This window comes from Arenimonas sp. (assembly GCF_041919775.1).
GTDB lineage: Bacteria > Pseudomonadota > Gammaproteobacteria > Xanthomonadales > Xanthomonadaceae > Arenimonas.
Window position 1 is genome coordinate 58,629 of the sequence record NZ_JAYRTE010000014.1, and the last position, 20,668, is coordinate 79,296.

A 20,668-nucleotide genomic window follows, 5' to 3' on the forward strand; every position below is an offset into this window, starting at 1 on the left:
CTGCGGCACTTCGTGCTGTTCGTGCTGGCCCTGGCGGTGATCACCAGCGCGCTGGGCGTGGTCTGGGCGCGGCACCTGCACCGGCAGGCCTACATCGCGCTGAGCACGCTCGAAGGCGAGCGCGACGAGCTCAACATCGAATTCGGCCGCCTGCAGCTGGAACAGGCCACCTGGTCGGAAGCCAACCGCATCGAACAGGTCGCCGGCACCCGCCTGGGCATGGCCTTCCCGGCCGACACCGACATCGTGGTGCTGCAGCCATGAGCGTGCGCAGCAACTACAGCCCGCGCAAGCGCCTGATGGTGGTCGGCGGCATCCTGGGCGTCTGCTGCGCGGTGCTGGTGGCACGCGCGGCGCACCTTCAGGTGGTCAGCGAGGAGTTCTACCAGCGCCAGGGCGACGCCCGCTTCCTGCGCGAGATCCCGATCGCCACCTCGCGCGGCATGATCACCGACCGCAACGGCGAACCGCTGGCGGTGTCCTCGCCGGTCGAGTCGATCTGGGCCAACCCGCAGGAACTGCTGCTGCATCCGGACCGCCTGCCCGAACTGGCGCAGGCGCTGTCGACGCCGGTGGACGTGCTGACCCGCCGCGTGTCCGAGCGCGCCGACAAGGAATTCGTCTACCTGCGCCGGCACCTCAATCCCGATGTCGCCGAGTCGATCACCGACCTGGCGATCCCCGGCGTCTACTCGCAGCGCGAATTCCGCCGCTTCTATCCCTACGGCGAGGTGATGGCCCACGTGCTGGGTTTCACCAACATCGACGACAAGGGCCAGGAAGGCCTGGAGCTGGCCTTCAACGACTGGCTGACCGGCAAGGAAGGCAAGCAGCGCGTCATCCGCGACCGCCGCGGCCGCATCGTCGAGAACGTCGACCTGATGGAGTCGGCCGAGGCCGGCAAGGACCTGGCGCTGTCGATCGACCGCCGCATCCAGTACCTGGCCTACCGCGAACTGAAGTCGGCGCTGGTCGAAACCGGCGCCACCAGCGGCTCGGTGGTCGTGCTGGACGTGCCGACCGGCGAAGTGCTGGCGATGGTGAACCAGCCCTCCTACAACCCGAACTCGCGCGTCGGCGCCGACGCCGAATCGCGGCGCAACCGCGCCGTCACCGACGTGGTCGAGCCCGGTTCGGTGATGAAGACCTTCACCCTGGCCGCGGCGCTGGAAGCCGGCAAGTTCACCCCTGAATCCCTAATCGAAACCGCCCCGGGCTACACCTCGCTGCCCGGCGGCTACACCGTCCGCGACTTCCGCAACTACGGCACGCTGTCGCTGGCCGGCCTGCTGACCAAGAGCTCCAACGTCGGCGCCATCAAGGTCTCGAACGAGCTCAGCGCCGACCACCAGTTCGACATGTACCAGCGTTTCGGCCTGGGCCAGCGCAGCGGCAGCGGCTTCCCGGGCGAACTGCCCGGCGTGCTGACGCCGGCCTCGACCTGGGGGCCGACCGAGAAGGCCACGATTTCCTACGGCTACGGCCTGTCGGTGACGCCGCTGCAGCTGGCGCGCGCCTACGCGGCCGTGGGCAACCAGGGCCGGCTGATGGACGTCACCTTCGTCAAGGGCAGCGCCGGCGAAGGCACGCAGGTGATCGACCCGGCCGTCGCCTCGCAGCTGATGGACATGCTCGAAACCGTCGTCGGCCCCGAAGGCACCGCCCGCCGCGCCGCCGTGCTCGGCTACCGCGTCGCGGGCAAGACCGGCACCTCGCGCAAGGCCAGCGGCGGTGGTTACGCCGCCAATCGCCACGTCGCGGTTTTCGTCGGACTGGTGCCCGCCACGAACCCGCGTTTCGCGATGGCCGTGGTCATCCATGAGCCGCAGGGCCTCGAATACGGCGGCGGCGCGGTATCGGCGCCGGTATTCCACCGCGTCATGGAAGGCGCGCTGCGCCTGATGGACGTACCCCCGGACGACATCCAGGGCTGGTACGCCGCGCAGGCGGCCAAGCAGGCCAGGGAAACGCGCCAGGCCGTCGCCGCGCCGTCCCCGCCGCGGGAGATCGCGCCGTGACCCGCGCGATGCCGCTCGACCAGCTGCTGGCCGGCCTGGCCCTGCCGCCGCCGGGCCTGAACCCGCTGGTGCAGGGCCTGGCCGCCGACAGCCGCGAACTGCGCGATGGCGACGCCTTCGTCGCGCTGGCCGGGGAAAGCACCCATGGCCTGCGCCATCTCCCGCAGGCGCAGGCCGCCGGCGCCAGCGTCATCCTGTTCGAGCCGCCTGCGCCCGACGCGGTGAAGCTGCCCGCCAACGCCGTCGCTTTCCCGGGACTTCGCGTGCGCCAGGGCGAACTGGCCGACCGTTTTTATGGCGCGCCGTCGAAGGCGCTGCGCCTGGTCGGCGTCACCGGCACCAACGGCAAGACCTCGACCGTGCAGCTGCTTACCCAGGCGCTGGCGCTGTCGGGCGCGACCGCCGGCAGCATCGGCACCCTCGGCGCCGGCCTGCACGGCCGGCTGGTCGCAGGCGAGCGCACCACGCCGGACGTCATCGCCGTGCACCGGCTGCTGGGCGCGATGCGCGACGAGGGCGCCAGCCATGTCGCAATGGAAGTCAGCTCGCATGCGCTGGCCCAGGGGCGCGTCGACGCGGTGGCTTTCGACGTGGCCGTGTTCACCAACCTCACCCGCGACCACCTCGATTTCCACGGCAGCATGGAAGCCTACGGCGACGCCAAGGCACTGCTGTTCGGCTGGCCGACGCTCGAGGCGGTGGTGGTCAATCTCGACGATCCCTTCGGCGTCCGCCTGGCCGCGCGCGTCGCGCCGGGCGTGCGCGTGATCGGCACCAGCGCGCGGGGCGCCGGCGCTGCCAGCCTGCGCGCCGGGGACGTGGCGCTGTCGCCGGAAGGCCTGCATTTCGTGCTCGCCGAAGCCGGCGAAGCCCATCCGGTGGTTTCGCCGCTGCTGGGCCGCTTCAACGTCGAAAACCTGCTGGCCGTCGCCGGCACGCTGCGCGCGCTGGGCTGGCCGCTGGCCGAGGTCGCGGCGATGCTGCCGCGGCTGTCGCCGGTGGGCGGCCGCATGAGCCGCACCGGTGGCCGCGACGGCAAGCCGCTGGTCGTCGTGGATTACGCGCATACGCCCGACGCGCTGCAGCAGGCCCTGGCCGCGCTGCGCGAACACACCCCGGGCCGCCTGACCTGCGTCTTCGGCTGCGGCGGCGAACGTGACGCCGGCAAGCGCCCGCTGATGGCGGCGATCGCCGAAGCCGGCGCCGACCGCGTGATCGTCACCGACGACAATCCGCGCCGCGAGGATGGCGACGCCATCGTCGCCGGCATCCTGGCCGGATTCACAAGCCGCGAGGCGGTGCAGGTCGAGCGTGACCGCCGCGCCGCCATCGCGCTGGCGCTGGCCGGCGCCGGCGCGGACGACATCGTGCTGGTCGCCGGCAAGGGCCACGAGCCCTACCAGGAAATCGCCGGCGTGCGCCATGCCTTCGACGACCTGCAGGTCGCCGGCGAACTGCTCGGGGCGCGTGCATGAGGCCGCTGATGCTGTCGCAGGTGGCACGCTGGGTCGAAGGCCGCCAGCTTGGCGCCGACGTGGAGATCACGTCGGTCGGCACCGATACCCGCAGCCTGGCCCCCGGCGCGCTGTTCGTCGCGCTGCGCGGCGAACACCACGACGCCCACGACCTGGCGCCGCAGGCGCTGGCGGCGGGCGCCGCCGCGCTGCTGGTCCAGCGCGAAGTCGACTGCGCGCTGCCGCAGGTGCTGTGCGCCGATACCCAGGATGCTTTGGGCGAGCTGGCGGCCGGCGTGCAGCAGGGCCGGCCGGCCGTGGTCGTGGCCCTGACCGGCAGCAACGGCAAGACCTCGGTGAAGGCGCTGGTGCTGGCGATCCTGTCGCTGGCGGGCAAGGCCTATGCCAATCCCGGCAACCGCAACAACGAAATCGGCCTGCCGCTGGCCGTGCTCGATGCACCCGAAGACGCGCGTTTCGCGATCTACGAAATGGGCGCCGGCAAGCCGGGCGACATCGCCTACCTGGCCTCGATCGCGCCGCCGCAGGTGGCGCTGGTGAACAACATCATGCCGGCCCACCTCGAACGCATGGGCAGCCTGCTGGGCGTGGCCGAAACCAAGGGCGCGATCTACGAGGCGCTGCCCGACGACGGCGTGGCGGTGGTCAATGCCGACGACGCCTTCGCGCCTTGGTTCATGCAGCGCATCGGTGAACGCCGCTGCCTGCGTTTCGGCCTGGAAAACGACGCCGACGTGCGCGCCAGCGAACTGCGCCTGGGTCCGGATGCCTCGCATTTCCGCCTGCACACCCCGGCCGGCGACGCCGGAATCGCGCTGCCGCTCGGCGGCCGCCACAGCGTCATGAACGCGCTGGCCGCCGCGGCGATGGCCCTGGCCGCCGGTGCTGGCCTCGAGCACGTGGTGCAGGGCCTGCAGTCGGCGCCGCCGGTGCCCGGCCGCCAGGTTCCGCACACGCTGCGCGGTGGCGCGGTGCTGGTCGACGACAGCTACAACGCCAACCCGGGCTCGGTGGCCGCGGCCATCGCGGCGCTGGCCGAAACCGGCAGCGACGCCTGGCTGGTGCTGGGCGACATGGGCGAGCTGGGCGAGGGTGCGGAGGCGCTGCACGCCGAGGTCGGCGAAAGGGCGCGTCGTGCCGGGATCAAGCGGCTCTGGACGGTCGGTGAGCTCACCGCGGCCAGCAGCCGCGCCTTCGGCGAAGGCGCCCATCATTTCAACGACCAGGCCGGCCTGCTGGCCGCGCTGGGCCCGGCGCTCGCCGCCGCCCCGGCGGGGCTGCGCTGCCTGGTGAAAGGTTCGCGCTCGAGCGCGATGGACAAGGTGGTCGCCGCGCTGCTGGCCGCCGACAGGCAAGGAGATGCCGACGATGCTGCTTGAACTGGCCCGGTGGCTGAGCGAAATGGGCTGGATGCCGCCGCTGTTCGGCTACATCACCTTCCGCGCCATCCTCGGCGCGCTGACCGCGCTGCTGCTGTCGCTGTGGCTGGGCCCGACGGTGATCGCGCGGCTCGCGCGCCTCAAGGGCGGCCAGCCGATCCGCACCGACGGCCCGCAGTCGCACTTCTCCAAGGCCGGCACGCCGACCATGGGCGGCGCGCTGATCCTGTTGACCATCGGCCTGTCGACGCTGCTCTGGGCCGACCTGCGCAACCGCTACGTCTGGGTGCTGCTGGCGGTGATGGTGGCCTTCGGCGCCATCGGCTGGCTGGACGACTGGATCAAGATCGTCCGGCGCGACCCGAACGGCCTGAAGTCGCGGCACAAGTACGCGCTGCAGTCGCTGTTCGGCCTGGCCGCGGCGCTGGCGCTGTTCTGGACCGCCGACCATCCCAGCAACACCACGCTGTTCCTGCCCCTGCTCAAGGATTTCGCGATCCCGCTGGGCGGCTTCTTCGTGGTGATCGCGTATTTCTGGATCGTTGGCTTCTCCAACGCGGTGAACCTGACCGACGGCCTCGACGGCCTGGCGATCATGCCGACCGTGCTGGTCGCGGCGGCGCTGGGCATCTTCGCCTACGCCTCGGGCAACGCGGTGTTCTCGAGCTACCTGCAGATCCCGGCGATCCCGGGCGCCGGCGAGATCACCATCTTCTGCGCGGCGATCGCCGGCGCCGGGCTCGGTTTCCTGTGGTTCAACACCTACCCGGCGATGGTGTTCATGGGCGACATCGGCGCGCTGGCGCTGGGCGCGGTGCTGGGAACCATCGCCGTGATCGTGCGCCAGGAGGCGATCCTGGTGCTGATGGGCGGCATCTTCGTCATCGAAACCCTGTCGGTGATGATCCAGGTCGCCAGCTTCAAACTTACCGGCCGGCGGGTGTTCCGCATGGCCCCCATCCACCACCACTTCGAGCTCAAGGGCTGGCCGGAGCCGCGCGTGATCGTGCGCTTCTGGATCATCTCGGTGATGCTCGTGCTGGTCGGCCTGGCCACGTTGAAGGTGCGCTGACATGAGCCTCATCGACGAACGCGCCGGCCAGGCCACCAAGCTCGAAAGCATCACCGGTCGCTACGACCCGGTGCTGCTCGGCGTGGCGCTGCTGATGGCGGGTTTCGGCGTGGTGATGGTGGGTTCGAGCTCGATCGCGCTCACCGAAGGGCACGGCGTCGGGCCCTTCCATTACCTCATCCGGCACGTCCTCTTCCTGGCCCTGGGCGGCGCGCTGGCGTTCGCGCTGATGCGCACCGAGCTCAAGCTGATCGAACGCTACAACCACGTGCTGTTGCTGGCCTGCATCGTGCTGCTTGGCCTGGTTTTCATCCCCGGCATCGGCCACACCGTCAACGGCGCGCAGCGCTGGATCAACCTGGGCGTGTCGAAGTTCCAGGCGGTCGAAGCGGTGAAGCTGCTGCTGATCGTCTGGCTGGCCAGCTACGTCGTGCGCTATCGCGACGAGATCGGCGAGAAGTGGTCGGCCCTGCTCAAGCCGCTGGGGGTCGCCGGCTTCCTGGTCGCGCTGCTGCTTCTGCAGCCGGACTTCGGATCGGCGGCGCTGATCCTGGCGATCACCGGCGGCATGGTCTGGCTGGGCGGGGCGCGCATCGCCCACCTGCTGGCCATTGCCGCGCTGGCGCTGCCGCTGCTGGCGGTGATTGCCGTCGCGGCGCCGTACCGCGTGGCGCGCTTGAAGTCCTTCCTCGATCCGTGGCAGGACCCGTTCAACGACGGCTTCCAGCTGACCCAGGCGCTGATCGCGATCGGTCGCGGCGAATGGTTCGGCGTCGGCCTGGGCGGCAGCGTGCAGAAGCTGTTCTACCTGCCTGAGGCGCACACCGACTTCATCTTCTCGGTCAGCGCCGAGGAGCTGGGCTTCGTGGGTTCGGTGGCGATCATCGCGGTGTTCGCGATCTTCAGCTGGCGCACCTTCAGCCTGGGCCTGCGCGCGGTCGAGATGCGCCGCTACTTCGCCGGTTTCTGCGCCTTCGGCGTCGGCCTGTGGATCAGCCTGCAGTCCTTCGTTTCGATCGGCGTGAACCTGGGCCTGCTGCCGACCAAGGGCCTGACCCTGCCGCTGGTGTCGTCCGGCGGCTCCAGCGTCATGGTGACCTGCATGGCCATCGGCCTGCTGCTGCGCGTGAGCTATGAACTCGACCGCGCCGAGCGCCAGGTCGCGCGCCTGCGCGGCGGGGCGGGCCTGCCGTCCGATGCCCCGATCGCCTCGCCGGAAAATCGCGCCGAAGTGACGTCGCCCGCCGCGGTCGCGCCGCCGGCCGGCGCGCGCGGCGGCCGCGGCCGCATCGAACCCAAGATCGGAGCCGTCGCATGAGCGCCGTCTCCCTCTCCGCGACCGCGCCCGTGCTGATCCTCGCCGGCGGCACCGGCGGCCATATTTTCCCGGGCCTCGCCGTCGCGCAGGCCCTGCGCGAGCGCGCGGTGCCGGTGGTCTGGCTGGGCTCGGCCGGTGGCATGGAAACCCGGCTGGTGCCGCCCGCCGGCATCGCCATCGAAACCATTTCCGTGAAGGGCCTGCGCGGCAAGGGTGCGCTGGCGCTGGTCAAGGCGCCGTTCCTGCTGCTGCGTTCGGTCCTGCAGGCGCTGTCGATCCTGCGCCGGCTGCGTCCGCGCGCGGTGCTCAGCTTCGGCGGCTACGCGGCCGGCCCGGGCGGCCTGGGTGCCTGGCTGCTGCGTCGCCCGCTGCTGGTGCACGAACAGAACCGCGCCCCGGGCCTGACCAACCGCGTGCTGTCGCGCTTGGCGCGTCGCGTGCTGTGCGGCTTCCCGGGCAGCTTCCCGGAAGGTCGCGCCGAAGTGGTCGGCAATCCGGTCCGGCCGGAAATCGCCGCGCTGCCGCTGCCCGAGACCCGCCTGGCCGGTCGCAGCGGACCGGCGCGCCTGCTTGTGCTCGGCGGCAGCCAGGGTGCACACGCGCTCAATCGCGAACTCCCGAAGGTGATCGCGGGCCTGTCCGCCGACCAGCGCCCCGACGTGCGGCACCAGTGTGGTGAACGCCACGCCGAAGCGACGCGTGATGTCTATGCCAGCGCCGGCGTCACGGCGACCGTCGAACCCTTCATCGCCGACATGGCCGCTGCCTATGCCTGGGCCGACCTCGTGGTCTGCCGCGCCGGCGCGCTGACGCTGGCCGAACTCTGCGCCGCCGGCGTCGGCAGCGTGCTGGTGCCGTTCCCGGCGGCCGTGGACGACCACCAGACCCGCAACGCCGAGTACCTGGTGGACGCCGGCGCCGCCGTGCTGGTGCCGGAAGGCGAGGGCTTCAGCGAACGCCTCGCGGCAGCCACCGCGCGCCTGCTGCCTGATGCCGCGGCCCGCCTCGCGATGGCCCGGGCAGCGCGCGGCGTTTCCCATGCCGACGCCGCCGCGCGCGTCGCCGACATCGTGGTCCAGGAGGCCCGTCCATGATCCGCCGCCGCCTGCAGGAAACCGGCGACCTGGCCCGCGCCTTCCCGCGCGTGCACTTCATCGGCATCGGCGGCGTCGGCATGTCCGGCATCGCCGAGGTGCTGGTGACCCTGGGTTACCAGGTGTCGGGTTCGGACGCCAACGAAAACGTCGCCACGCGCCGCCTCGCCACCCTGGGCGCCAGCGTTTTCCGCGGCCACGCCGCCGGCAACATCGAAGGCGCCGACGTCGTGGTGGTGTCGAGCGCGATCCGCGCCGACAACCCCGAGCTGGTCGCCGCCCGCGAAGAGCGCATCCCGGTGGTCCCGCGCGCGGAAATGCTGGCCGAACTGATGCGCTTCAAGCGCGGCATCGCGATCGCCGGCACCCACGGCAAGACCACCACCACCTCGCTGGTCGCCAGCGTGCTCAGCGAGGGCGGGCTGGACCCGACCTTCGTGATCGGCGGCCAGCTGCTCTCGGCCGGCGCCAACGCCCGCCTCGGCGGCGGCCAGTGGCTGGTCGCCGAGGCCGACGAAAGCGACGGCAGCTTCCTGCGCCTGAATCCGCTGGTGGCCGTGGTCACCAACATCGACGCCGACCACCTTGAAAACTACGGCGGCGACTTCGCCCGCGTGCAGGCCGCCTTCGACGAATTCCTGCACCGCCTGCCGTTCTACGGCCTGGCCGTGCTGTGCATCGACGACCCCGAAGTGGCCGCGCTGGCCGCGCGCACGCCGCGGCACCTGGTCACCTACGGCCTGGGCGAAGCCGCCGACGTGCGCGCCACCGACGTGCGCCAGGACGGCGCCGCGATGCGTTTCACCCTGCACCTGCCGGAAGCGCCGGCACAGGCCGTCACGCTGAACCTGCCGGGCGAACACAACGTGCTCAATGCCCTGGCCGCCGCTGCGATCGGCTGGCAGCTGGGCGTCTCACCGGCGCAGATCGCCGGTGCGCTGGAGAAGTTCGAAGGCATCGGCCGGCGCTTCAACCTCAAGGGCGAGCTCGACTTCGGCCGCGGCAAGGCGCTGCTGGTCGACGACTACGGCCACCATCCGCGCGAGCTCGAAGCGGTGTTTGCCGCTGCCCGCGGCGGCTGGCCGGAGCGTCGCCTGGTCGTCGCCTTCCAGCCGCATCGTTACAGCCGCACGCGCGACCTTTTCGACGACTTCGCCGCGGTGCTGTCCAGCGCCGACGCCGTCGTTCTGGCCGACGTGTATCCCGCCGGCGAGGCCCCGATCACGGGCGCCGACGCCAAGGCCCTGGCCCGCGCGATCCGCGCCCGCGGCCGCATCGACCCGGTGCTCGCCGGCCCGGTGCGCGAACTGCCGACCGTGCTGGCCGACGTGCTCGAAGACGGCGACCTGCTGCTGGTGATGGGCGCCGGCGACATTGGCGCCGTGGTGGCCGACCTGGCCGCGCACGGCATCCACGGGGAGAAGCAGGCATGAGCACCGTGTTTCCCGCCCGGCGCCTGACCGACCCCGCCGGCTTCGGCCGCGTCGCCGTGCTGATGGGCGGCACCAGCGCCGAGCGCGAAGTGTCGCTGGCGTCGGGTGGCAACGTGCTCGAGGCGCTGCGCGCCCGTGGAATCGACGCCCATGCCGTCGACGGCATCCCGGCCCTGGTCACGGCGCTGGTGGAGAAGAAGTTCGACCGCGTCTTCAACATCCTGCACGGCAACAAGGGCGGCGGCGAAGACGGCGTGCTGCAGGGCCTGTGCGAAGGCCTGGGCGTCCCGGTCACCGGCTCGGGCGTGCTCGGTTCGGCGCTGGCGATGGACAAGATCCGCAGCAAGCAGGTCTGGCTGGCCCTGGGCCTGCCGACGCCGCGCTACGTGCGCCTTGCGAAAGGCGACAAGGTGCAGGACGCCGCCCGCGAACTGGGCCTGCCGGTGATCGTGAAGCCCGCCTGCGAAGGATCGAGCGTCGGCATCACCCGTGTGTTCGACGAGGCTGGCCTGGACGCCGCCGTCGAGCTGGCCGCACGTTATCCCGGCGAACTGCTGGTCGAGCAGCTGGTGACCGGCGGCGAATACACAGTCGGCGTGCTCGGCGACGTCGCGCTGCCGTCGATCCGTATCGTCCCGGCCGGCGAGTATTACGACTACCACGCCAAGTACCAGGCCGAAGACACGCAGTACCTGTGCCCGGGCCTCTCCGGCGACGACGAGGCCGGAATCCGCGAACTCGCGCTCGCCGCCTTCCGCGCCGTCGGCTGCCGCGGCTGGGGCCGCGTCGACGTGATGCGCGACCAGGCCGGCAACAGCTGGCTGCTCGAAGTGAACACCGCGCCGGGCATGACCAGCCATTCGCTGGTGCCCAAGGCCGCGCGCGAAATGGGCCTGTCCTTCGAAGACCTGTGCTGGCGCGTGCTCGAAACCAGCCTTGCGGACGGGGAGGGCGGCCACGCATGAGCGCCCTGCTGCGCATCGCCGCCTGGACCCTGGCGATCGGCCTGGTGGCCCTGCCCGTGGTGGCGGTGCTCAACGGCTGGATCGCCGGCGAGCGCTGGCCGATGCGGCGGCTCGCCGTCACCGGGGTGTTCGCGCAGGTGGACGAAGCGGCCGTGCGCGAAGCGGTGCTGCCGCACGTGCAGCGGGGTTTCTTCGCCGTCGACCTCGAGCGCGTGCGCGCCGACGTCGCGGCGCTGCCCTGGGTCGGGCAGGTGGAAGTGCGCAAGCGCTGGCCCGACCGCCTGGAAGTCAGCCTGGCCGAGCACACGCCGGTCGCGCGCTGGGCCGACGGCCGCATGCTCAGCGAACAGGGCCGGCTGTTTGCGGCGCCGCCCGGCGCGGGAGCCGAACTGCCGCTGTTCGACGGCCCGGAAGACCGCGCCGGCGAACTGATGTCCTTCCACAGCCTGGCGCGACCGCTGTTCCTGCCGCTGGGTCTGAAGGTCGAACAGGTTCGCCTGAGCGCCCGAGGCAGCTGGGAACTGGTGCTCGACGACGGCACCCGCATCGAAGCCGGCCGCGGTGAAACGCAGGCGCGGCTGGCGCGCTTCGCCCGCATGTTGCCGCAGCTGCGCCAGGACCCGGCGCGCCGGGTCGCGCGGGCGGATCTTCGGTACACGAACGGGTTTGCGATTACGTGGGAGGACGTGGCTGTCGAGAGCCCCCTCCCTGGCCCTCTCCCGCAAGGCGGGGGAGGGAGCACAACTGAGGGAACCAATACATGAATCGCAAGGGTGACAAGTCGCTGATCGTGGGCCTGGACATCGGCACGTCGAAGGTGACGGCGCTGGTGGGCGAATATTCGCCGGGCCAGGAGATCGAGGTGATCGGTATCGGCTCGCACGAATCGCGCGGCATGAAGCGCGGCGTGGTGGTGGACATCGAGTCCACCGTGCAGTCGATCCAGCGGGCGGTCGAGGAGGCCGAGCTGATGGCCGGCTGCGAGATCCGTTCGGTGTACGCCTCGATTTCCGGCAGCCACACCCAGTGCCGCAACTCCCCGGGCATCGTGCCGGTGTCCGGCGGCGAGGTGACCTATGCTGACCTCGACCGCGTGCTCGAGGCCGCCAAGGCGGTCGCGGTGCCGGCCGACCAGAAGATCCTGCACGCCATCCCGCAGGAATACATCGTCGACAACTCCCAGGAAGGCATCCGCAACCCGGTCGGCATGTCGGGCGTGCGGCTCGAGGTGCGCGCCCACCTGGTCACCGGCGCCCAGTCGGCCGCCAGCAATGTCATGAAGTGCGTGCAGCGCTGCGGCCTGCAGGTGGACGACCTGATCCTCAGCTCGCTGGCCTCCAGCACCGCGGTGCTGACCACCGACGAGAAGGAACTGGGCGTGGTGCTGGTGGACATCGGCGCCGGCACCACCGACATCGCCGTGTTCGTGCAGGGCGCGATCCGCCATTCCGCGTCGCTGCCGATCGCCGGCGACCAGGTCACCAACGACATCGCCCACCTGCTGCGCACGCCTACGCCGGAAGCCGAGCAGATCAAGGTTCGCTACGCCTGCGCGCTGGCGCAGCTGGCGACGGCCGAAGAATCGATCCAGGTGCCGAGCGTTGGCGACCGACCGCCGCGCCGCCTGGCCCGCCAGGCGCTCGCCGAGGCGGTGCAGAACCGCTACGAGGAAATCTTCGAGCTCGTCCAGGCCGAGCTGCGCCGTTCCGGCTTCGAGGAACTGGTGCGCGCCGGCCTGGTGCTCACCGGCGGCGCCTCGCGCATGGAAGGCGTGGTCGAGCTGGCCGAGGAAATGCTGCACATGCCGGTGCGGGTGGGGATTCCCCAGCACGTGTCCGGCCTGGGCGAAGTGGTCGGCAACCCGGTGCACGCCACCGGTGTCGGCCTGCTGCTCTGGGGCAGCCAGATTGAACACCCGCGCCGCCCGACGCTTTCGGCGGGCAAGGCCGGGACGATTTGGACGAAGTTCAAGAACTGGTACCGAGGTGAGTTCTGAACGACGTCATGGAAGCACACGCAACACCAAAGCAATAACAAGACAAGACAAACCCTGGATTCGAATCACGGAGGACGAGGACATGGCACATTTCGAACTGATCGAGAAGCTGGCACCCAACGCGGTCATCAAGGTGATCGGCGTCGGCGGCGGCGGCGGCAACGCCGTCGCGCACATGGTCAACGCGGGCGTGGAGGGCGTTGAGTTCATCACCGCCAACACCGACGCGCAGGCGATCAAGCAGTGCGGCGCGAAGCTGCAGCTGCAGCTGGGCGGCAACGTCACCAAGGGCCTGGGCGCCGGCGCCAACCCCGAGGTCGGCCGCCAGGCCGCGCTCGAGGACCGCGAGCGCATCGTCGAGGCGCTGGAAGGCGCCGACATGGTGTTCATCACCGCCGGCATGGGCGGCGGCACCGGCACCGGCGCGGCACCGGTGGTGGCGCAGCTGGCCAAGGAGCTGGGCATCCTGACCGTCGCGGTCATCACCAAGCCCTTCCCCTTCGAGGGCCGCCGCCGCATGCAGGTGGCGCTCAAGGGCATCGAGGAGCTCAGCCACCACTGCGACTCCCTGATCACCATCCCGAACGAGAAGCTGATCACCGTGCTCGGCCGCCAGGCCACGATGGTGCAGGCCTTCCGCGCCGCCAACGACGTCCTGCTGGGCGCCGTGAAGGGCATCGCCGACCTGATCGTCAGCCCTGGCCTGATCAACGTCGACTTTGCCGACGTGCGCACCGTGATGTCCGAAATGGGCCTGGCGATGATGGGCACCGGCGTGGCCCGCGGCGACGACCGCGCCCAGGCCGCCGCCGAGGCCGCGATCTCCAACCCGCTGCTGGACGAGGTCAACCTGTCCGGCGCCAACGGCGTGCTGGTCAACATCACCGCCGGCCCGGACTTCACCATGGCCGAGTTCGACGAGATCGGCCGCACCATCGAGGAGTTCTCGTCCGAGGACGCCACGGTGGTCATCGGCACCTCGCTGGACCCGGACATGCAGGACGAGGTCCGCGTCACCGTGGTGGCTACGGGCCTGAACCGCGGCGTCGTGCGCCAGCCGGTCCGGACCCCGGAGCGGGAGGTGCAGCGCGCCCCGGTGAAGCTGGTGCGCAACGCCACGACCGGCATGGTCGACGAGGCGGCCACGGCGATGGCCAACGGCACCCCGATGCCAGGTGCCGGCCACCTGGGCCTGCGTGCGTCCAGCCGTTCCGCGGCCAGCGAGCCGGCCTCCGGCACCGCCACGGCCCTGGGCGAGCTGGCCAACGAGCACGCCTATCTGGACATCCCGGCCTTCCTGCGCCGCCAGGCCGACTGAGTGTGTAACGGCCGCCCAGGACGGGCGGCCTGGTGGGACCCGCGGGCCTGGCCCGCGGGGGTGTCACCAGGGGGATAGAGGAATATTTGGCCCGCCGGCCGGTCCGGCGGGCCCTTTTCCGGCCCCGAAACCTGAACTGCGTTGCAGAATCAATACAATTGTTTGAATGTTAGGTTTTCGTTTGTTCCACGGTGTGCTATCGTCCTCGACGGTTTTGCGCGCTCCTGCCCCGGAGACCGCCTCAAGATGATCAGACAACGCACCCTCAAGAATGTCATCCGCGCCACGGGTGTCGGTTTGCACAGCGGCGAAAAGGTCTACATGACCTTGCGCCCGGCTGCGCCCGATACCGGCATCGTGTTCCGGCGCGTGGACTTCGACCAGCCCGTGGAAATCCATGCCAAGGCCGAAAAGGTCGGCGACACCAGCCTTTGCACCGCGCTGGTGGAGGGCAACGTGCGGGTGATGACCATCGAGCACCTGCTGTCGGCGATGGCCGGCCTGGGCATCGACAACGCCTACGTGGACCTGTCCACGGCCGAGGTGCCGATCATGGACGGTTCGGCCGGTCCCTTCGTGTTCCTGCTGCAGTCGGCGGGCATCGAGGAACAGGAAAAGGCCAAGCGCTTCATCCGCATCCTCAAGCCGATCCGGGTCGAGGACGGCGACAAGTGGGCCCGCTTCGAGCCGTTCGACGGATTCAAGGTCGGCTTCACGATCGATTTCGCGCACCCCATCTTCAACAAGGCGACCTCGAGCACCGAGATCGACTTCTCGACCACGTCTTTCGTCAAGGAAGTCAGCCGCGCCCGTACCTTCGGCTTCATGAAGGACATCGAGTTCCTGCGCGAGCGCAACCTGGCCCTGGGCGGCTCGATGGACAACGCCATCGTTCTCGACGACTACCGCGTGCTCAACGACGACGGCCTGCGTTACGAGGACGAGTTCGTGAAGCACAAGATCCTGGACGCCATCGGCGACCTGTACCTGCTGGGCCACAGCCTGATCGGCGCCTTCTACGGCTACAAGTCCGGCCACGCGCTCAACAACCAGCTGCTGCGCACCCTGCTGGCCGACACCTCGGCCTGGGAAGAGGTGACCTTCGAGGATCCGGCCCTGGCGCCGATCTCGTATGCGCACCCGGCGCAGGCGGTCTGAGACCTGCTTCACAGCCTTTAACGATCGTTTAACCCCAGGTTAACGACATGCCCCGCCGGCGCGGGCATCATGCCCCGTCGGTCTTGTTCCGGGGCGACTCAGCCAGCCGCAGAAGCTGGTCACGCAACCCCGGGTCGGAAACCGATTGGGCGGTGGCCCGCAGTGAATCGCGGACTGCCTCGGAAAGTGGTTTCGGTGTTCCGGTCCCCACGGGGATGGCGGGTTCCGGTGTGACCACCTTCACCACCAGCGTCCTGGCCTTGAGCCCGGCCGCGGCCGCCGCGCCCAGCAGGGCGTCGGCATGCAGCCGCAGCCTGGCCTTCCAGACCGGGGCGTTGACCAGGAACACCAAGTTCTTGTCATCCACGTTGGCCAGTTTGCAGTGGTCGGCCAAGGTGGCGGGGAGACTCTGGCGTAACACGGGGTCGAGTTCGCCCAGCCAACGGGCGCGTTCGACCACGCTGGCCAGCCCGGTCCCGGACAGCGCCTCGAGGGCGCGCGGGGGAAGGCGGGTCGGTGGTGAAGCGCCGCGGACGAAAGGTTTGAATGAATTCGACATGATGAATGTCATCATCGCAGCAAATTTCCTCCGGTCGCCAAAAAAACTGGCGTTCAACCAGCCCAAAGTCATCGCAGGCACCCTCGGCGGCATCGCCCTGGTGCTGGGCCTGGCCTTCTCGGCCGGTTTCCTGGCCCGCGGCGCCGACGGCGCGGCCAAGGCCGAAATCGCCCGCCTGCAGGCCGAGTTCGACCAGCAGGCGCTGGAGCTGGCCGAAGCCCGCGAGGAAGCCCAGCTTGAAGTGAACGCCATCGCCGCGCGCGTCGGCGAGCTGCAGGCCCAGGCCAACCGCCTCAATGCCCTCGGCGACCGCCTGACCCAGGTCGGCAAGCTCAAGGACGGCGAGTTCGATTTCTCCGACCTGCCCGGCCAGGGTGGTTCGGAAAATGCCGAAGACGTGCCGTCGATGGAGCTTCTGGGCAGCCTGGACGCCCTCGAGGCCCAGTTCGCCCACTCCGGCCGCCAGCTCTCGGTGCTCGAATCGATGCTGTTCAACGAGCAGGTCGACAGCCAGGCCACCCCGCACCGCATGCCGGCGCCGGGCTACATCTCCTCCCGCTACGGCAGCCGCAACGACCCCTTCGGTCGCGGCCGCGCCCACCACGCGGGCATCGACATCGACGCCAACTCCGGCGATCCGGTCACCGCCGCCGCCGAGGGCGTGGTCAGCTTCTCGGGCTGGCGCAACGGCTACGGCAATGTCGTCGAGATCGACCACGGCAACGGCTACAAGACTCGTTACGCCCACAACCAGGCCAACCTGGTGAAGGCCGGCGACCTGGTCCGGGCCGACCAGCAGATCGCCAAGGTCGGTTCGACCGGCCGCTCGACCGGCTCGCACCTGCACTTCGAGGTGACGCTCAACGGTCGCCAGGTGAACCCGCGCAACTACCTGGACCGGGCCCGCGGTTGAGGCCCCGGCGGGGGGCTTGATACCCCCGCCCCCGTCCCCACGTTAGACTAGACGGCCGCGACGCCCCTCCGGGCTGCCGCGGCCTTCTTCTTTCCGCGTGAGCGCCCCGCGCTCCCCAACCGGCTTTCCCAATGCTCAACAGCTTGCTCACCCGCATCTTCGGCAGCCGCAACGAGCGCCTGCTGCGCCAGTTCCAGAAGAACGTCGCCCGCATCAATGCCTACGAGCCCGAGCTCGAGAAGCTCGACGATGCCGCCCTGAAGGCCAAGACCGACGAGTTCAAGGCCCGGGTCGCCGACGGCGCCAGCCTCGACGACCTGCTGCCCGAGGCCTTCGCGGTCTGCCGCGAGGCCTCCCGCCGGGTTCTGGGCCTGCGCCACTACGACGTGCAGCTGATCGGCGGCATGGTGCTGCACTCGGGCCGCATCGCGGAAATGCGCACCGGCGAGGGCAAGACGCTCGTGGCGACCCTTCCGACCTATCTCAACGCGCTGTCGGGCAAGGGCGTGCACGTGGTGACGGTGAATGACTACCTGGCCCGCCGCGACTCGGCCTGGATGGGCAAGCTGTACAACTTCCTGGGCATGTCGGTGGGCGTGGTCTACCCGGGCATGCCGCATTCGGACAAGAAGGGCGCCTACGGCTCGGACATCACCTACGGCACCAACAACGAATTCGGCTTCGACTACCTGCGCGACAACATGGCGCTGGCCAAGGACGACCGCTTCCAGCGCGGCCTGAACTTCGCGATCGTCGACGAGGTCGACTCGATCCTGATCGACGAGGCCCGCACCCCGCTCATCATTTCCGGCCCGGCCGACGAATCGCCCGAGCTGTACGTGAAGGTGAACCGGATCGTGCCCAAGCTGGTCAAGCAGGAGTCCGAGCAGGGCGAGGGCGACTTCTGGGTCGACGAAAAGGGCAAGCAGGCCCACCTGTCCGAGCAGGGCATGGAGCACGCCGAGGAACTGCTGCGCGAGGCCGGCATCATCGGCGAGGACGACGGCCTGTATTCGGGCAACAACCTGGCCGTGGTGCACCACCTCAACGCCGCCCTGCGCGCGCACGCCATCTACCAGCGCGACGTCGACTACATCGTGCGCGACGGCGAGGTCATCATCGTCGACGAGTTCACCGGCCGCACCCTGGCCGGCCGCCGCTGGTCCGACGGCCTGCACCAGGCCGTCGAGGCCAAGGAAGGCGTGCCGATCCAGCGCGAGAACCAGACCCTGGCCTCGATCACCTTCCAGAACTACTTCCGCATGTACGGCAAGCTGGGCGGCATGACCGGCACGGCCGACACCGAGGCCTACGAGTTCCAGACCATCTACGGCCTGGAAGTCGCCGTCATCCCGACCCACCGGCCGATGGTGCGCAAGGACCATCCGGACCAGGTCTACCTGGCCCGCCCGGCGAAGTTCAACGCCGTCGTCGAGGACATCAAGGACTGCTACCAGCGCGGGCAGCCGGTGCTGGTGGGCACCACCTCCATCGAGACCTCCGAACTGCTGGCCACCCAGCTCAAGCAGTCGGGCATCCCGCACGAGGTGCTCAACGCCAAGCAGCACGAGCGCGAGGCGCAGATCGTGGCCAACGCCGGCCGCCCGAAGGCCGTCACCATCGCCACCAACATGGCCGGCCGCGGTACCGACATCGTGCTGGGCGGTTCCATCGACGCCGAGATGGCCGCGCTGGGCGAAGACGCCAGCGAGATGGACAAGGCGCGGGTGAAGTCGGAATGGCAGAAGCGCCACGACGAAGTGAAGGCCCTGGGCGGCCTGCACATCATCGGCACCGAGCGCCACGAAAGCCGCCGCATCGACAACCAGCTGCGCGGTCGTTCCGGTCGCCAGGGCGACCCGGGTTCGTCCCGCTTCTACCTGTCGCTGGAAGACAACCTGATGCGCATCTTCGCGGCCGACTGGGTGCAGAAGGCCATGCGCGGCATGGGCATGAAGGAAGACGACGTCATCGAGTCGGGCCTGGTCACCAAGCAGATCCAGAACGCCCAGCGCAAGGTCGAGTCGCACAACTTCGACATCCGCAAGAACCTGCTCGACTTCGACGACGTCGCCAACGACCAGCGCAAGGTGGTCTACCAGCAGCGCAACGAGCTGCTCGAAGCCGACTCGGTGAACGACTCCATCGTCGCCATCCGCGAGGACGTGCTGGCCGAGGTGGTGCGCCGCTACGTGCCGGCCGAATCCGTGGACGAACAGTGGGACCTGCCGGGGCTGGAACGCAGCCTGGCCGACGAGTTCGGCATCGCCGTCGACCTGCAGGGTCCGGCGACCACGGAAGAGGCGATCGACGACGAGCGCATCCTGGCCCTGGTGCTGGAAGCCGGCGAGAAACTGTTCGGCGACAAGGAAGCCCAGCTGGGCGGCGAGATGATGCGCCACCTGGAAAAGCACCTGATGCTCAACGTGCTCGACCAGAACTGGAAGGAACACCTGGCGCGCATGGACTATCTGCGCCAGGGCATCCACCTGCGCGGTTACGCCCAGAAGCAGCCCAAGCAGGAGTACAAGCGCGAGAGCTTCGAGCTGTTCACGCAGATGCTGGACAAGGTGAAGCAGGAAGTCGTGTCGCTGCTGGCCCGCGTGCGCATCCGCAGCGAGGAGGAAGTCGCCGCGATGGAGGCCGCCGAGCGCCAGCGCGCCGCCGCCCAGGCCAACAAGATGCAGTTCCAGCACCCGGACACGGGCAGCTACGGCACCGAGGACGAGGCCGAACAGGCCCAGGCCCTGGCCGCCGAAGGCCGCGGCGTGCTGGCGACGGCCAACCGCGAAGGCCCCAAGGTCGGCCGCAACGATCCCTGCCCCTGCGGCAGCGGCAAGAAGTTCAAGCAGTGCCACGGGAAGCTGGACTGACCCCGGCGCATGCCCGGCGACCGACCTAAACCGGTACACGTGGTGGCGGCCGTCCTTCGGGACGCCCGCGGTCGCATCCTGCTGGCCCGGCGCACCGCCGGGCGCGACCTGGCCGGCGCCTGGGAATTCCCGGGCGGCAAGGTCGAGCCGGGCGAAAGCCCGCGCGAGGCCCTGGACCGCGAACTGCACGAAGAGCTGGGTATCCGGGTCCTGGACGCCGTGCCGCTGATGGCCGTGCCCCAGGCCTACCCGACCAAGCGCATCCTGCTGGACGTCTACACCGTGGATGCCTACGAGGGCACGCCGCGCGGCCGCGAGCGCCAGGCCCTGGCCTGGTCGCCGCTCGAGAAGCTGCACGGCTACCCGATGCCGCCCGCCGACCGGCCGGTGGTGTCGGTGCTGACGCGGCCGCCGCGATACCTGATCAGCCCGGAATCGCTGGAGCCGGCCGCCTGGCTGCACCTGCTGGACAAGGCCCTGGCCGCCGGCGCCCGGCGCGTGCAGCTGCGGGCGCGCGGGCTGTCCGCGAAGGCGCTGGCCGACCTGGCAATGGACACCCGCATCCGCTGCCATGCCGCGGGCGCCGAGCTGCTGGTCAACGGCGAAGCGGGCCTGGCTGCCGACCTCGGCATCGGCCTGCACCTGCCGGCGCGGCAGCTGATGGCCTTGTCCGAACGGCCACTGCCGGCCGGCCAGTCAGTGGCGGCGTCCTGCCACGACGCCGACGAACTGGCCCGGGCGGAGGCGCTGGGGCTGGATTTCGCCGTGCTCGGCCCGGTGCGCGCCACCGAGAGCCACCCTGGCGCTGCCCCGATGGGCTGGGAGCGCTTCTCCCGCCTGCGTGAGGCCGTTTCGCTGCCGATATACGCCCTGGGCGGCCTGCGCCCCGCCGACGTCGCCACGGCCCGCCGCCACGGCGCCCAGGGCGTCGCCGGCATCCGCGCTTTCTGGCCAAAGCCCGTGTAGGAGCGCCTTCAGGCGCGAATCTTTTGCTTTTGCTTTTGCCTTTGCCTGAGGCAAAGAAAAGATTCGCGCCGGCGGGCGCGCCGCCAGGGCCGCGGCGGCCCCCGAGCGCGGGGGGCGCCGCCCCCCCCCCG

General features: G+C 70.0%; 16 protein-coding genes and 1 pseudogene. 16 read left to right on the forward strand and 1 reads right to left on the reverse strand.

All coding sequences use genetic code 11. The annotated features are described in order from the left end of the window. From ftsL to lpxC, 13 genes and pseudogenes are all read left to right on the forward strand, one after another. The gene (ftsL, locus tag ACE3TE_RS09335) at window positions 1–264 is read left to right on the forward strand and encodes a cell division protein FtsL (RefSeq protein WP_374604340.1); all 264 of its coding nucleotides are present in this window, start codon (window positions 1–3) and stop codon (window positions 262–264) included. Then, a pseudogene (locus ACE3TE_RS09340) lies at window positions 261–2,085 on the forward strand (peptidoglycan D,D-transpeptidase FtsI family protein); the annotation flags it as partial. The gene ftsL and the pseudogene ACE3TE_RS09340, both read left to right, overlap by 4 nt. Continuing rightward, complete coding sequence (locus tag ACE3TE_RS09345; protein WP_374604315.1) at window positions 2,027–3,493, forward strand: UDP-N-acetylmuramoyl-L-alanyl-D-glutamate--2,6-diaminopimelate ligase; 1,467 nt, start codon at window positions 2,027–2,029, stop codon at window positions 3,491–3,493. The pseudogene ACE3TE_RS09340 and the gene ACE3TE_RS09345, both read left to right, overlap by 59 nt. Continuing rightward, the gene (gene murF, locus ACE3TE_RS09350) at window positions 3,490–4,872 is read left to right on the forward strand and encodes a UDP-N-acetylmuramoyl-tripeptide--D-alanyl-D-alanine ligase (RefSeq protein WP_374604317.1); all 1,383 of its coding nucleotides are present in this window, start codon (window positions 3,490–3,492) and stop codon (window positions 4,870–4,872) included. The genes ACE3TE_RS09345 and murF overlap by 4 nt, the downstream gene beginning before the upstream one ends. Continuing rightward, window positions 4,862–5,944: a phospho-N-acetylmuramoyl-pentapeptide-transferase gene (mraY, locus tag ACE3TE_RS09355; RefSeq protein ID WP_374604318.1), complete on the forward strand. Its 1,083-nt coding sequence runs from the start codon at window positions 4,862–4,864 to the stop codon at window positions 5,942–5,944. The genes murF and mraY overlap by 11 nt, the downstream gene beginning before the upstream one ends. A 10-nt stretch (window positions 5,945–5,954) precedes the next feature. Beyond that, window positions 5,955–7,262 carry a putative lipid II flippase FtsW gene (gene ftsW, locus ACE3TE_RS09360; protein ID WP_374604342.1) on the forward strand — a complete coding sequence of 436 codons (1,308 nt, stop codon included), beginning with the start codon at window positions 5,955–5,957 and terminating at the stop codon, window positions 7,260–7,262. Continuing rightward, window positions 7,259–8,356 carry an undecaprenyldiphospho-muramoylpentapeptide beta-N-acetylglucosaminyltransferase gene (gene murG, locus ACE3TE_RS09365; RefSeq protein WP_374604320.1) on the forward strand — a complete coding sequence of 366 codons (1,098 nt, stop codon included), beginning with the start codon at window positions 7,259–7,261 and terminating at the stop codon, window positions 8,354–8,356. Before ftsW ends, murG begins: the two co-directional genes overlap by 4 nt. Continuing rightward, on the forward strand, window positions 8,356–9,789 hold the full coding sequence (gene murC, locus ACE3TE_RS09370; protein ID WP_374604344.1) for a UDP-N-acetylmuramate--L-alanine ligase: 1,434 nt from the start codon (window positions 8,356–8,358) through the stop codon (window positions 9,787–9,789). Before murG ends, murC begins: the two co-directional genes overlap by 1 nt. Beyond that, window positions 9,786–10,754 carry a D-alanine--D-alanine ligase gene (locus ACE3TE_RS09375; RefSeq protein WP_374604321.1) on the forward strand — a complete coding sequence of 323 codons (969 nt, stop codon included), beginning with the start codon at window positions 9,786–9,788 and terminating at the stop codon, window positions 10,752–10,754. Before murC ends, ACE3TE_RS09375 begins: the two co-directional genes overlap by 4 nt. Next, the gene (locus tag ACE3TE_RS09380) at window positions 10,751–11,518 is read left to right on the forward strand and encodes a cell division protein FtsQ/DivIB (RefSeq protein ID WP_374604323.1); all 768 of its coding nucleotides are present in this window, start codon (window positions 10,751–10,753) and stop codon (window positions 11,516–11,518) included. Before ACE3TE_RS09375 ends, ACE3TE_RS09380 begins: the two co-directional genes overlap by 4 nt. Continuing rightward, on the forward strand, window positions 11,515–12,750 hold the full coding sequence (ftsA, locus tag ACE3TE_RS09385) for a cell division protein FtsA (RefSeq protein WP_374604325.1): 1,236 nt from the start codon (window positions 11,515–11,517) through the stop codon (window positions 12,748–12,750). The genes ACE3TE_RS09380 and ftsA overlap by 4 nt, the downstream gene beginning before the upstream one ends. Window positions 12,751–12,832: 82 nt before the next feature. After that, complete coding sequence (gene ftsZ, locus ACE3TE_RS09390) at window positions 12,833–14,068, forward strand: cell division protein FtsZ (protein ID WP_374604327.1); 1,236 nt, start codon at window positions 12,833–12,835, stop codon at window positions 14,066–14,068. Between the two features lie 246 nt (window positions 14,069–14,314). Next, window positions 14,315–15,226 (forward strand): UDP-3-O-acyl-N-acetylglucosamine deacetylase, encoded by a 912-nt coding sequence (gene lpxC / locus ACE3TE_RS09395; protein ID WP_374604329.1) that lies wholly within the window; start codon window positions 14,315–14,317, stop codon window positions 15,224–15,226. A gap of 67 nt (window positions 15,227–15,293) precedes the next feature. Here lpxC and ACE3TE_RS09400 read toward each other — a convergent pair whose 3' ends face one another. Further along, window positions 15,294–15,800 carry a DciA family protein gene (locus ACE3TE_RS09400; protein WP_374604331.1) on the reverse strand — a complete coding sequence of 169 codons (507 nt, stop codon included), beginning with the start codon at window positions 15,798–15,800 and terminating at the stop codon, window positions 15,294–15,296. Here ACE3TE_RS09400 and ACE3TE_RS09405 point away from each other — a divergent pair. The 3 genes from ACE3TE_RS09405 (at window position 15,784) to ACE3TE_RS09415 (ending at window position 20,537) form a co-directional block, all read left to right on the forward strand. Continuing rightward, window positions 15,784–16,698 carry a M23 family metallopeptidase gene (locus ACE3TE_RS09405; RefSeq protein ID WP_374604332.1) on the forward strand — a complete coding sequence of 305 codons (915 nt, stop codon included), beginning with the start codon at window positions 15,784–15,786 and terminating at the stop codon, window positions 16,696–16,698. The two genes, ACE3TE_RS09400 and ACE3TE_RS09405, sit on opposite strands and share 17 nt — an antisense overlap. Before the next feature lie 131 nt (window positions 16,699–16,829). Then, entirely contained in the window at window positions 16,830–19,571 is a 2,742-nt protein-coding gene (secA, locus tag ACE3TE_RS09410) for a preprotein translocase subunit SecA (protein ID WP_374604334.1), read from the forward strand. Window positions 19,572–19,580: 9 nt separating this feature from the next. Continuing rightward, entirely contained in the window at window positions 19,581–20,537 is a 957-nt protein-coding gene (locus ACE3TE_RS09415; protein WP_374604336.1) for a Nudix family hydrolase, read from the forward strand. The last annotated feature ends 131 nt before the right edge of the window (window positions 20,538–20,668 follow it).

What these genes read in the sequence shown, in the direction of transcription:
- ACE3TE_RS09400 (WP_374604331.1), bottom strand. Translation starts at nt 15,800, where the DNA reads ATGATGACATTCATCATGTCGAATTCATTCAAACCTTTCGTCCGCGGC.
- ACE3TE_RS09380 (WP_374604323.1), top strand. Translation starts at nt 10,751, where the DNA reads ATGAGCGCCCTGCTGCGCATCGCCGCCTGGACCCTGGCGATCGGCCTG.
- secA (WP_374604334.1), top strand. Translation starts at nt 16,830, where the DNA reads ATGCTCAACAGCTTGCTCACCCGCATCTTCGGCAGCCGCAACGAGCGC.
- ftsZ (WP_374604327.1), top strand. Translation starts at nt 12,833, where the DNA reads ATGGCACATTTCGAACTGATCGAGAAGCTGGCACCCAACGCGGTCATC.
- lpxC (WP_374604329.1), top strand. Translation starts at nt 14,315, where the DNA reads ATGATCAGACAACGCACCCTCAAGAATGTCATCCGCGCCACGGGTGTC.
- mraY (WP_374604318.1), top strand. Translation starts at nt 4,862, where the DNA reads ATGCTGCTTGAACTGGCCCGGTGGCTGAGCGAAATGGGCTGGATGCCG.
- murF (WP_374604317.1), top strand. Translation starts at nt 3,490, where the DNA reads ATGAGGCCGCTGATGCTGTCGCAGGTGGCACGCTGGGTCGAAGGCCGC.
- ftsA (WP_374604325.1), top strand. Translation starts at nt 11,515, where the DNA reads ATGAATCGCAAGGGTGACAAGTCGCTGATCGTGGGCCTGGACATCGGC.
- ACE3TE_RS09345 (WP_374604315.1), top strand. Translation starts at nt 2,027, where the DNA reads ATGCCGCTCGACCAGCTGCTGGCCGGCCTGGCCCTGCCGCCGCCGGGC.
- murG (WP_374604320.1), top strand. Translation starts at nt 7,259, where the DNA reads ATGAGCGCCGTCTCCCTCTCCGCGACCGCGCCCGTGCTGATCCTCGCC.
- ACE3TE_RS09415 (WP_374604336.1), top strand. Translation starts at nt 19,581, where the DNA reads ATGCCCGGCGACCGACCTAAACCGGTACACGTGGTGGCGGCCGTCCTT.
- ACE3TE_RS09405 (WP_374604332.1), top strand. Translation starts at nt 15,784, where the DNA reads ATGATGAATGTCATCATCGCAGCAAATTTCCTCCGGTCGCCAAAAAAA.
- ACE3TE_RS09375 (WP_374604321.1), top strand. Translation starts at nt 9,786, where the DNA reads ATGAGCACCGTGTTTCCCGCCCGGCGCCTGACCGACCCCGCCGGCTTC.